The 10,427-nt window shown below is 70.6% G+C and carries 11 protein-coding genes and 1 other RNA gene; 10 read left to right on the top strand and 2 right to left on the bottom strand.

All coding sequences use genetic code 11. The annotated features are described in order from the left end of the window. Window positions 1–123 precede the first annotated feature (123 nt). Entirely contained in the window at window positions 124–351 is a 228-nt protein-coding gene (locus F8279_RS17290) for a helix-turn-helix domain-containing protein (protein ID WP_013474124.1), read from the bottom strand. A 195-nt stretch (window positions 352–546) separates the two neighbouring features. Between F8279_RS17290 and F8279_RS17285 the strand changes: the two genes are divergently transcribed. Then, window positions 547–1,056 carry a hypothetical protein gene (locus tag F8279_RS17285; RefSeq protein WP_151500478.1) on the top strand — a complete coding sequence of 170 codons (510 nt, stop codon included), beginning with the start codon at window positions 547–549 and terminating at the stop codon, window positions 1,054–1,056. Window positions 1,057–1,064: 8 nt separating this feature from the next. Here the strand turns inward: F8279_RS17285 and F8279_RS17280 are convergent, their stop codons facing one another. Continuing rightward, window positions 1,065–2,072 (bottom strand): hypothetical protein, encoded by a 1,008-nt coding sequence (locus F8279_RS17280; protein ID WP_091420178.1) that lies wholly within the window; start codon window positions 2,070–2,072, stop codon window positions 1,065–1,067. A gap of 373 nt (window positions 2,073–2,445) precedes the next feature. Here F8279_RS17280 and pruA point away from each other — a divergent pair, with 373 nt between their 5' ends. From pruA to F8279_RS17235, 9 genes are all read left to right on the top strand, one after another. Next, entirely contained in the window at window positions 2,446–4,074 is a 1,629-nt protein-coding gene (gene pruA / locus F8279_RS17275; RefSeq protein WP_091418739.1) for an L-glutamate gamma-semialdehyde dehydrogenase, read from the top strand. A 135-nt stretch (window positions 4,075–4,209) separates the two neighbouring features. After that, window positions 4,210–4,725, top strand: coding sequence for a PadR family transcriptional regulator (locus F8279_RS17270; RefSeq protein ID WP_091418742.1), 516 nt, complete (start codon window positions 4,210–4,212; stop codon window positions 4,723–4,725). A gap of 155 nt (window positions 4,726–4,880) precedes the next feature. Further along, window positions 4,881–6,002, top strand: a complete 1,122-nt coding sequence (prfB, locus tag F8279_RS17265) for a peptide chain release factor 2 (protein ID WP_091418744.1) — start codon at window positions 4,881–4,883, stop codon at window positions 6,000–6,002. 118 nt (window positions 6,003–6,120) lie between these two features. After that, window positions 6,121–6,801 (top strand): cell division ATP-binding protein FtsE, encoded by a 681-nt coding sequence (ftsE, locus tag F8279_RS17260; RefSeq protein ID WP_013284225.1) that lies wholly within the window; start codon window positions 6,121–6,123, stop codon window positions 6,799–6,801. A 65-nt stretch (window positions 6,802–6,866) separates the two neighbouring features. Then, entirely contained in the window at window positions 6,867–7,742 is an 876-nt protein-coding gene (gene ftsX / locus F8279_RS17255) for a permease-like cell division protein FtsX (protein ID WP_091418746.1), read from the top strand. A 133-nt stretch (window positions 7,743–7,875) separates the two neighbouring features. Continuing rightward, window positions 7,876–8,355: an SsrA-binding protein SmpB gene (gene smpB, locus F8279_RS17250; RefSeq protein ID WP_030271124.1), complete on the top strand. Its 480-nt coding sequence runs from the start codon at window positions 7,876–7,878 to the stop codon at window positions 8,353–8,355. Between the two features lie 103 nt (window positions 8,356–8,458). After that, window positions 8,459–8,834, top strand: a transfer-messenger RNA (tmRNA) gene (gene ssrA, locus F8279_RS17245). A 180-nt stretch (window positions 8,835–9,014) separates the two neighbouring features. Then, window positions 9,015–9,440, top strand: a complete 426-nt coding sequence (locus F8279_RS17240; protein ID WP_091418748.1) for a hypothetical protein — start codon at window positions 9,015–9,017, stop codon at window positions 9,438–9,440. A gap of 41 nt (window positions 9,441–9,481) precedes the next feature. Next, window positions 9,482–10,426, top strand: coding sequence for a hypothetical protein (locus tag F8279_RS17235; RefSeq protein ID WP_091418750.1), 945 nt, complete (start codon window positions 9,482–9,484; stop codon window positions 10,424–10,426). Window position 10,427 lies beyond the last annotated feature (1 nt).

Here is a 10,427-nt window from a genome sequence, read left to right as displayed (position 1 = left end):
GTGCTCGGGGACGGCGGGTGTCGACCATCTCGAATCCTTGCGTTTGCCTTCGTTTGCCTCCGACAGGCTCTCATCTTCCCGGACTAGGGCGGCCGTCGTCAATGGCAGGCGGTCCCCGGGCGGTCACTCCTCGTCGCGCTCGCCGAGCGGGTTGCCGCGTACCCACTCGGCGGTCTCGGCGTACTTGCGCTCGATGTATTCCTCCAGCCGGGCGCGCTCGACCCGCCACTGTCCCCGGCCGCCGATCTTGATCGCGGGCAGTTCGCCGCTGCGGACCATGTGGTAGACCTGCGAGTCCGAGACGTTCAGCTCGGCGGCGACGTCGGACAGCAGCAGGAACCTCGACTCCACGGTGACTCCCGGGGTTGATTGCGTTTGCTTCAGTTTGCCATCACCTGGTGACACCGCCGCGCACTCGTTCGGGAGAAACGCCGGCGGGACACTTCACCCGCGCGGGTGCCGGGTGTATGACGGTCTCGGCGTACGGCATGATCGGCGCCCGGAGTCGGCGTCCGCCGACGATCGGCCTGAGTGTGGGAGTGACCGGTGACCGACGAGCTTGTCCGGGTGTACCTGCCGGCGACCGTTCCCATGCTCGCCCGGCTGCGCGAGGAGGGGCTGAGCGCCGAGGCGGCGCACGCCGTGACCCCGGAGCTGCGCGAGTGGTACGCCGAGGGCGACGAGGAGGAACTGGAGTACGTGGCCTTCACCCGGGCCGCCCAGGACGCGCTGCTCCTGCTCCGGAACGACCCCGCCGCGCCCCGGCGACGGGTGGTCGTCTCGGCCGACCTGTCGGCCCGTGCGGTCGGCCGGGTCAACGGCGAGCTGGGGTCGAGCGTGGTCCGGCCGGCCGGGCCGGTGCCGGTGAAGTCGGTGGCCGCGCTGCACGTGGACGGCGCGGACGCGGTCGAGGACGTGGCCGCGGCCGTCGACGTGGTGGTGGAGGCCCAGGCCGGCGACCCGGACGCCCGGTTCACAGTCGACGGCGCCGAGGACCACGAACTGGAGTGGTACGACGTGACCGAGCTGGACCTGCTGCTGCGCGAGGCCGGCTGACGGCCGGTTCAGGCCGCCGGCTCGTCCTCGTCGTCGTCCACGGGGCGCGGGCCGAGCGTGCGTCCGAAGACGATGAGCGTGGTCAGCGCGCCCACGAAGAGCACCCAGATGCCGTTGTCCACCCGTGAGGTGCCCAGCGCGGTCTGCGCCACCTCGTCGGCCTCACTGAGCGCGGCCGCCAGGTCGAGCAGCCCGCGGCCGCCGATCCGGATGATCACCTCGGTGAGCAGCAGGAGCAGGCCCGCGCCCGCCCCGGCGACCAGGTACGCCGGCCAGCGCAGCGGCGACGCCGCGCCGTCGCGGCGCTCCGCCCGGCGGCGGGACCAGGCGAGATAGAGGTACGCGGCCAGGCCGGCGAGCAACCCGGCGAGCAGCGACTCGGTACGCGAGACCCACTTCGCGGCGTCGAGCACCGACTGCTGGGTCTCCCCGGCGCCGAACAGCTCGGACAGCGGATCGCGGGCGCGGCTGAACAGCACCACGAAGATCTGCGCGGTGAGCGTCGCGAGGGCGATCGCCGCCACCACCCGGGCCTGGCGCGCGCCGGCCATCGCCCCGCCGATGATCGCTGCCGCCGCCGCGGTGCCGGCGATGGTGTTCGTGGTGGCGTTGTCCGCGTACGTCAGGTTGATCGCCACCGCGGCGACGAGCCCGACCAGGAGGCCGGTACCGACGGCGGTCAGGAAGCGCACCGTGGCGCGGCCCAGCCGGTTGGTCGCGAGCAGGGCGACAGTGGCGCCGGTGACCAGTGCCGCGGTGATGACGCCGGGCAGCGCGTACGCGGAGAGGCTGATCGCGGTGACGCCGGCGGCGGTCGAGTGGATGGCCTCGCGGGTGGACCAGAGCATGGCGGCGAGCCAGCCGATCGAGACCAGGGCGAGCACGATGGCACCGGGCGCGAACTCCGGGCGCCCCGTCGAGGCGGCCTCGTCCGTGCTCGCCTCGCCGGCCGACGGCTCGACGGCCTCGGGCTCGTCCGTCTCCGCGGCCGTGGAGCTGCCGGGCTGGTTGCTCATCGTCTCCCCTTCGACGGTCGCCGGATCGCCCCGCGCCGGGCCGGGCAGGTCACCGGTCATCCAGCGTACGCGGCGTGCCGCCGCCGCCCGGGCGGGCGGGGCGCGGGTCGCCCTCGGACGACGGTCGCCGAAGGATCAACGACTCGTCATCCCGTACTCCGATGTTTCGTCGGTTGTGGGTGGGCCGCGGCCGAAGGTCCGGAGACGGCCGGGCTGTCCGGTGTAGCGGGGAGCCGGGGCCCGCAGGGGCGTCTCGTGACAGAATCGGGCCAGGTCCCGCCGCCGCTGACCCCGCGGTGTCCGGCGTCCGGCCGCCGGCCGGCGCCCGCGGGTCCGGTTTCGCCGTCGCCGTCGAGATCGCCAGGAGCCTGTGATGGACGCCGTGTTCTCCGTACCCGAGCCGGTCAACGAGCCGGTACGCACCTACGAGCCCGGCAGCGCCGACCGGGAACGGCTCCAGCGGCGGCTGGCCGAACTGGCCGCCGAGCGGATCGAGCTGCCGATGACGATCGCCGGCGAGCGACGGATGGCCGGCGGTGCGTCGATCGACGTGGTGCAGCCGCACAAGCACGCCCACGTCCTCGGTGTCACCGGGCACGCCACCCACGACGACGCCCGCGCCGCGGTCCGGGCCGCGAAGGACGCCGCTCCGATGTGGCGGGCGCTGCCCTTCGAGGAGCGGGCCGCGATCTTCCTGCGCGCCGCCGACCTGCTGGCCGGCCCCTGGCGGGACACGCTCAACGGGGCCACCATGCTCGGCCAGTCCAAGACCGCCGTCCAGGCCGAGATCGACGCGGCGTGCGAGCTGATCGACTTCCTCCGGTTCAACGTGCACTTCGCCCGGCGGCTCCTGGCCGAGCAGCCGCTGTCCTCGCCCGGGGTCTGGAACCGCCTGGACCACCGGCCGCTGGAGGGGTTCGTCTACGCGATCACCCCGTTCAACTTCACCGCGATCGCCGGCAACCTGCCGTCCGCGCCGGCCATGCTCGGCAACACGGTGATCTGGAAGCCGTCCCCGACGCAGCAGTTCGCGGCGCACTTCACCATGCGCCTGTTCGAGGCCGCCGGCCTGCCGCCCGGTGTGATCAACATGGTCACCGGGCGCGGCGAGGAGGTCTCCGAGGTGGTGCTGGCCGACCCGGATCTGGCCGGCATCCACTTCACCGGCTCGACCAAGGTGTTCCAGCACCTGTGGAAGACAGTCGGCGACAACATCGCCCGCTACCGCGGCTACCCGCGGCTGGTCGGCGAGACCGGCGGCAAGGACTTCGTGGTCGCGCACACCAGCGCCGACGTGGACGCGCTGCACACCGCGCTGATCCGGGGCGCCTACGAGTACCAGGGGCAGAAGTGCTCGGCCGCCTCGCGGGCGTACGTCCCGCGGTCGATCTGGGAGGGTGGCCTGCGTGACCGGCTCGCCGCCACCGCCGACTCTCTGACCTACGGCGACGTGACCGACTTCGGCAACTTCGGCGGCGCGGTGATCGACGACAAGGCCTTCGGCCGGCACACCGCCGCGCTGGAGCTGATCAAGGGCGACGACTCCTGCCGCATCCTGGCCGGCGGCACCGCCGACGACTCGGTCGGCTACTTCGTCCGGCCGACGCTGTTCGAGTGCTCCGACGCCGCGCACGAGACGTTCACCACCGAGTACTTCGGGCCGATCCTCGGCGTGCACGTCTTCGACGACGCCCGCTTCGACGAGGTCGTCGCCCAGGCCGAGTCGATCGCGCCGTACGCGCTGACCGGGTCGATCTTCGCGACCGACCGCCGGGTGGTCGACCAGGTGGCGGAGAAGATGCGGTACGCCGCCGGCAACTTCTACATCAACGACAAGCCGACCGGCGCGGTGGTCGGGCAGCAGCCGTTCGGCGGCGCCCGGGCCAGCGGCACCAACGACAAGGCGGGTTCCTGGCACAACCTGGTCCGCTGGATGTCGCCCCGGACGATCAAGGAGACGTTCGTCCCGCCGACCGATCACGCCTACCCGCACATGGGCTGAGACGCCCGGAAGAGGGCCCGTCCCGGCCGGGGCGGGCCCTCTTCCTCATCCGACAGTGCACATCGGACCCGTCATCGGGTGCCGAAATGAGCAAATCCTGGACGCCAGAGCCGACAAAGTGGCAGCTTAGAGGGCATGGCGGAATCCGGAGTCAACCCGACGGCAGCAGCTCTGCTCGGTCTGCTGCACGACGGCCCGATGACTGGCGGCCAGTTGATGGCCGCCGCTGAGCGCCGGCTGGCGCCGTACTGGTCGATGACCCGCAGTCAGGTCTACCGGGAGCTGCCGGTCCTGGCCGAGAAGGGTCTGGTGCGACTCGGCAAGCCCGGGCCGCGGATGAGCCAGCCGTACGCGCTGACGGCGGCCGGGAAACGGACATTCTCCCGCTGGCTGGCGGAGAATCCCGGCAAGGACACCATCCGTAACCCGATAGCGCTACGGATCGCGTTCGGCAACCTGCACTCGTCGAGCCAGCTCAAGAACCTGTACGCCACGGCGAACGAGTACCACACCGAGGCGCTGGCGGCGGTACGGGAGCAGGTCAAGAACGCCAAGAAGGAAGGCGACAGCTACGACGCCAGCGCGCTGGAGTTCGCCGTCGCCTACCACAAGGCGGCGCTGTCCTGGCTGAAGTCCTCGCCGGTCGGCTGACCACCTGCAACAGGTCGAGGGAACGTGCAGGAGTCTTTTCGCGCGTGACTGCGGGGCTCGCAAGCTCACTCCTCGCACGCGCAGCGCCGACTTTCTGCGCGTGACTGCGGGGCTCGCAAGCTCACTCCTCGCACGCGCCGGTAGTCTTGTCTGTCGTGACCGCTGCCGATTACGCCGAACAGCTCAAGGAACTCGACGCCACGCTGCGCAACATCGAGGCTGTGCTCGACCTCGACAAGCTGCGCGAGCAGAAGGCCCGGCTGGAGCAGGAGGCCTCCGCGCCCGACCTCTGGGACGACCAGGCCAAGGCGCAGCAGGTGACGTCGCAGCTGTCGTACGTCAACGGCGAGATCACCAAGCTCGGTGACCTGCGCTCCCGGCTCGACGACGCCGGCGTGCTGCTCGAACTGGCCCAGGCCGAGTCCGACCCGGGCGTGCTGACCGAGGTCGAGACGGAGATCGCCGGGCTGACCAAGGCCATCCAGGAGATGGAGGTCCGCACGCTGCTCTCCGGCGAGTACGACTCGCGGGAGGCGCTCGTCGCGATCCGGGCCGGCGCCGGTGGCGTGGACGCCGCCGACTTCGCCGAGATGCTGCTGCGGATGTACCTGCGCTGGGCCGAGCGGCACGGCTACCCGACCGAGGTCTACGAGACCTCGTACGCCGAGGAGGCGGGCCTGAAGTCGGCCACCTTCACGGTGAAGGTGCCCTACGCCTACGGCACGCTGAGCGTGGAGTCCGGCACGCACCGGCTGGTGCGGATCAGCCCGTTCGACAACCAGGGCCGTCGGCAGACCAGCTTCGCCGGGGTAGAGGTGCTGCCGGTCACCGAGCAGACCGACCACATCGACATCCCGGAGAACGAGGTCCGGGTGGACGTCTACCGGTCGTCCGGGCCGGGTGGGCAGAGCGTCAACACCACCGACTCGGCGGTGCGGCTGACCCATATCCCCACCGGCATCGTGGTCACCTGTCAGAACGAGAAGTCCCAGCTGCAGAACAAGGCCTCCGCGATGCGGGTGCTCCAGGCCCGCCTGCTGGAGCGCAAGCGGCAGGAGGAGGAGGAGAAGCTCGCCGGCCTCAAGACCGGCAGCACCAGCTCCTGGGGCGACCAGATGCGCTCGTACGTCCTGCACCCGTATCAGATGGTGAAGGATCTGCGTACCGAACAGGAGACGGGCAATCCGTCCTCGGTCTTCGACGGCGAGCTGGACAGCTTCATCGAGGCGGGAATCCGCTGGCGGAAGCAGCAGCAGCTCAGCGCTGACAGTGCGTGATCACGGTCGGACTGAGCGCGTCATCGATCTCGGTCTGACCGGGTAAATCGACGACGCGCACCGCTTCGGCGGGGCTGGGGGCTTGGCTCTGCGGTTACACCGCGTAGACTACCGACCCGTGATTCAGCTTGAGCAAGTGACGAAGACGTACCCGAAGGCGTCCCGGCCTTCGCTCGACAACGTGTCCGTCTCGATCGAGAAGGGCGAGTTCGTCTTCTTCATCGGTCCATCCGGCTCCGGCAAGTCCACCATCATCAAGTTGCTGCTGCACGAGGTCACGCCCAACAAGGGCCGGGTCGTCGTCAACGGCAAGGACGTCACCTCGATGCGTTCCTGGAAGCGACCTCACTTCCGGCGTTCCATCGGCTGCGTCTTCCAGGACTTCCGCCTGCTGCCGAACCGCACCGCGTACGAGAACGTGGCGTTCGCGCTGGAGGTGATCGGCAAGACGAAGGCGGTGGCCCGCCGGGTCGTGCCGGAGGTGCTGGAGCTGGTCGGTCTCGGTGGGAAGGAGCACCGCTACCCGCACGAGCTCTCCGGTGGTGAGCAGCAGCGTGTCGCGGTGGCCCGGGCGTTCGTCAACCGGCCGCTGATCCTGCTGGCCGACGAGCCCACCGGAAACCTGGACCCGGACACCTCGATCGAGATCATGCGCCTGCTGGACCGGATCAACCGCACCGGCACGACCGTCGTGATGGTCACGCACGACTCCAACATCGTGAACCAGATGCGGCGTCGGGTGATCGAGATCGAGAGCGGCCGCATCGTGCGCGACCAGGCCCGCGGCGTCTACGGCTGAGCCGGACGACGTTCCGTAGACCCTGACGACGAACCCTCACGCCGGAGAGCCGGAGGAATATCCCGATGCGGATGAAGTACGTCCTGTCCGAAGTACTGGTCGGGCTGTGGCGCAACGTCACCATGACCATCGCCATGATCATCACAATGGCGGTGTCGCTGTTCATGCTGGGCGGCAGCGGCCTTCTCTACCAGAAGGTCGGCGACATGAAGGACCTCTACTACGAGAACGTCGAGGTCTCGATCTTCCTGAAGACCGATGCCACCAAGGAACAGGTCGACGCGCTGGGTCAGCAGCTCGGCCAGGACCCGCTGGTCAAGGACTCGACGTACGTCAACAAGGAGCAGGCGTACGAGCGCTTCCAGCAGATGTACGCCGACGCCCCGGACCTGGTGAGCGCCGTCAAGCCGGACCAGCTTCCCGAGTCGTACCGGGTCAAGCTGAACGACCCGGAGCAGTACAAGGCGATCTACGACAAGTACAAGGCCACTGAGGGCATCGACACGATCGTCGACCAGAGCAAGCTGCTCGACAAGGTCTTCGGCGTGCTGAGCGGCTTCCAGAACGGAGCGCTCGCGATCGCCACCGTGATGGCCATCGCCGCCCTGCTGCTCGTCGCGAACACCATCCAGGTCGCCGCGTACAGCAAGCGGCGCGAGGTGGCGGTCATGAAGCTGGTCGGCGCGTCGAACTGGTTCATTCAGGCGCCGTTCGTGCTGGAGGCGGTGGTGGCCGGTCTGTTCGGCTCCATCCTCGGCCTGCTCGCGTTGATCGGGGTGAAGGTGGTGGCGGCCGGCAGCTCGATGGCCGCCCTGGAGGGCCTGATCACCCCGATCTCCTGGTCCGAGATCTTCCTGACCTTCCCGCTGATGGCCGCCGTCGGTGGCGTGGTCAGCGCGGTCACCGCCTGGGTCACGCTCCGCTTCTACCTGCGGGTCTAGTCGCCCGTACGGCTCTGCCAAGGGCCCTCCCGCGCCGGAATAAACGGCGCGGGAGGGCCCTTGTGGTTCCGGTAGCATGATCTCCGCTCGCCGGCCGGTGGCCGGCGAGTCGATCAGGAAGGGGGTGGCGCCGATGCCACGGGAAAAGGGTCGCAAGGTGGTCGCCTCCAACAAGAAGGCACGCCACGACTACGCCATCCTCGACACGTACGAGGCGGGCATGGCGCTCACCGGCACCGAGGTCAAGTCCCTACGGGCCGGGCGGGCGTCGCTCGTGGACGCGTTCGCCCAGGAGCGCGACGGCGAGATCTACCTGCACGCCATGCACATCCCGGAGTACGCGCAGGGCACGTGGACCAACCACGAGCCCCGGCGTACCCGCAAGCTGCTGCTCAACCGGCTGGAGATCGACCGGCTGCTGGGCAAGCTCAAGGAGAGCGGCCTGACGCTCGTGCCGCTGCAGGTCTACTTCTCCGACGGCTGGGCCAAGGTGGAGATCGGCCTGGCCCGGGGTAAGAAGTCGTACGACAAGCGCCAGGACCTCGCCAAGCGGGACGCCGACCGGGAGATCGCCCGGGCGGTGGGCCGGCGCGGCAAGGGCATGGGTGAGTGATACGTCCGGTTCGTCCGGCTGCCCGCGTCGAGTGGGCCTCGGGATGAATCCGGTTGCGCCAGGCGTTAGGCTTGGTGTGCTGCCGACAGGGGCAGCGCTACGAGGGGGTGACTGGTTTCGACTTCGTACGCAGCGACAGGGGAAGCGAGCCGAGGAAGCCGACGTCGTCTCGAGAATCGGTCGTCGGAAACCAATAAGCGCCAAGAACAATCGCGCTGACTTCGCTCTCGCCGCCTGAGGCGAGTAGCAAGTCTGTCGGCCTGGGAGCGCCTTCGACCCAGTTAGCCGGCATCAGCTAGAAGGCTGGCCAACCGGACCCGGTCGCGGGGTCCGTGCGGCGAGATCAATCAGCGACTGGGCCCGTCACACCAACTTGCTCGCGTGAGCGGTGGGGCCGAGTAGAGGCATAGCGAGCTGCGCTCGGAGAAGCCCTGACAAACCGGCGAAGGACCCGGGTTCGATTCCCGGCACCTCCACCACACGACCTGTGCGCCTCGGTCCACCCGGACCGGGGCGCACAGTCGTGTCTGGGGTCGCTGAGACCTCTTGGGGCGGCTGTTGCAGACGGGGCAGATGAGGCGGCCCCGACGGCTGGACAGGTCCCCGAACCGGGTCCACCATCGCCATACGGGTTCGCACCCAGCAGCGGGAGGTGTCCCATGGTCACCAGTCCGATCCAGCAGCCGACCGCAGTGCTCCCGAGCGCCGCCGGTGACCTACGCGCCCTCGGGCGGGCGCCGGCCACCGGGCCGCGCTGGCGGGAGCGACTTCTCACCGATCTGAACCCCGTCCGGCGGGGCTTCACCGAACACGTCCGCGTCACCGAGGGAGCGGGTGGGCACTACGCCGACCTGGTGCGCGCCGCGCCCCGGCTGGACCGGGGCGTACGCCTGCTGGTCGGCGAGCACGCCGCGATCAGCGCGGCGCTCGCGGCGCTCCAGCACGCCGTACGCCTACCCGGGGTGTCCGCCGCGGAGGTGCGGGCCCGCACCCGCGACCTGCTGCGCGCGCTCGACCGGCACCGGCGCCACGGCGCCGACCTGCTCTGGGAGGCGTACCAGGCCGACCTCGGCGGCGAGGACTGAGCCCGGGGGAACCGGCCGGGACGGGCCCGCGTCCAACCGGCATGCGTCGCGTGCTCGCCCTGCTCGGTATCCCGTTGCTGGCCCTCTCCGCCTGCGCCACGCCCGGCGCCGATCCGGGGGTGGCCCCGCCGGCGGGCCCGGACCAGCGGCCCGCGTTCACCGAACGGGCGCAGGAGGTGGCCGCGGGCTGGCGGCCCGGGCCGGGCTGGCGCGACGGGTACGTGCCGCTCCAGGACCCCACAGTGCTCACCGGCGACCCGGGCTTCACCGACGAGACGAAGGTGGCGTTCGGGGCCGGCTGGTACCGGGACCAGATCGCGATCCCGGCCGCCGTGCCGAAGGACGGCACCATCCGGTTCCCCGACGGCACACTGCGGGTGCCGCTGGTGAGCGCCGCCGACGCGTACGCCCAGCTCCGCCAAGGCGACCCGCCGCCGTGCGACGGGCGCCCGGCCGCGCCGGACCCGGCCCCGACCGGGCGGCCCGGCCCGAACGACCCGGTGTCGACCTCGGCGCCGACGCCGTGCGTCCCGCTCACCGTGACCGAGGTACGGCTGGGCAGCGCGCCGGTGTGGACCAGCCGGGGCCGCGCCGAGGTGCCCGCCTGGCTGTTCACCGTGGACGAGCTGGCCGTACCCGTGGCCCGGATCGCTGTCGCGCCGCGCGTGACCGGCCGGGTCCCCGGCGGCGCGGTGCCCGGTGAGCCGCTGCCGAACGGTCTGGTGTCCGCGCAGCAGCTGCGGGCGGTCGAGGGCAACCGCGTCGACTACCTGCTCGGCGTCGGCGCCTGCGACGGTCCACCCACCCCGCTGGTGCTGGAACGGCCGGACGTGGTGGTGATCGGCGGCGCCGTGGTCACGTCCACCGGCACCTGCACCGCACAGCTCGTGCTGAAGCCGGTGAGCGTCACGCTCAACGCGCCGCTCGGCGGCCGGGCCGTGCTGGATGCCGCCAGCGGCGCCCCGCTGACCGTACGGCCCGGCTGAG

It is taken from the genome of Micromonospora sp. AMSO1212t (assembly GCF_008868145.1).
Classification (GTDB): Bacteria; Actinomycetota; Actinomycetes; order Mycobacteriales; family Micromonosporaceae; genus Micromonospora; species Micromonospora tulbaghiae.
The sequence above is the reverse complement of the archived record's forward strand: the minus strand, read 5'-3'. Positions and strand labels throughout refer to the sequence as shown.

What these genes read in the sequence shown, in the direction of transcription:
- smpB (WP_030271124.1), top strand. Translation starts at nt 7,876, where the DNA reads ATGCCACGGGAAAAGGGTCGCAAGGTGGTCGCCTCCAACAAGAAGGCA.
- F8279_RS17240 (WP_091418748.1), top strand. Translation starts at nt 9,015, where the DNA reads ATGGTCACCAGTCCGATCCAGCAGCCGACCGCAGTGCTCCCGAGCGCC.
- F8279_RS17235 (WP_091418750.1), top strand. Translation starts at nt 9,482, where the DNA reads ATGCGTCGCGTGCTCGCCCTGCTCGGTATCCCGTTGCTGGCCCTCTCC.
- F8279_RS17280 (WP_091420178.1), bottom strand. Translation starts at nt 2,072, where the DNA reads ATGAGCAACCAGCCCGGCAGCTCCACGGCCGCGGAGACGGACGAGCCC.
- ftsX (WP_091418746.1), top strand. Translation starts at nt 6,867, where the DNA reads ATGCGGATGAAGTACGTCCTGTCCGAAGTACTGGTCGGGCTGTGGCGC.
- F8279_RS17270 (WP_091418742.1), top strand. Translation starts at nt 4,210, where the DNA reads ATGGCGGAATCCGGAGTCAACCCGACGGCAGCAGCTCTGCTCGGTCTG.
- pruA (WP_091418739.1), top strand. Translation starts at nt 2,446, where the DNA reads ATGGACGCCGTGTTCTCCGTACCCGAGCCGGTCAACGAGCCGGTACGC.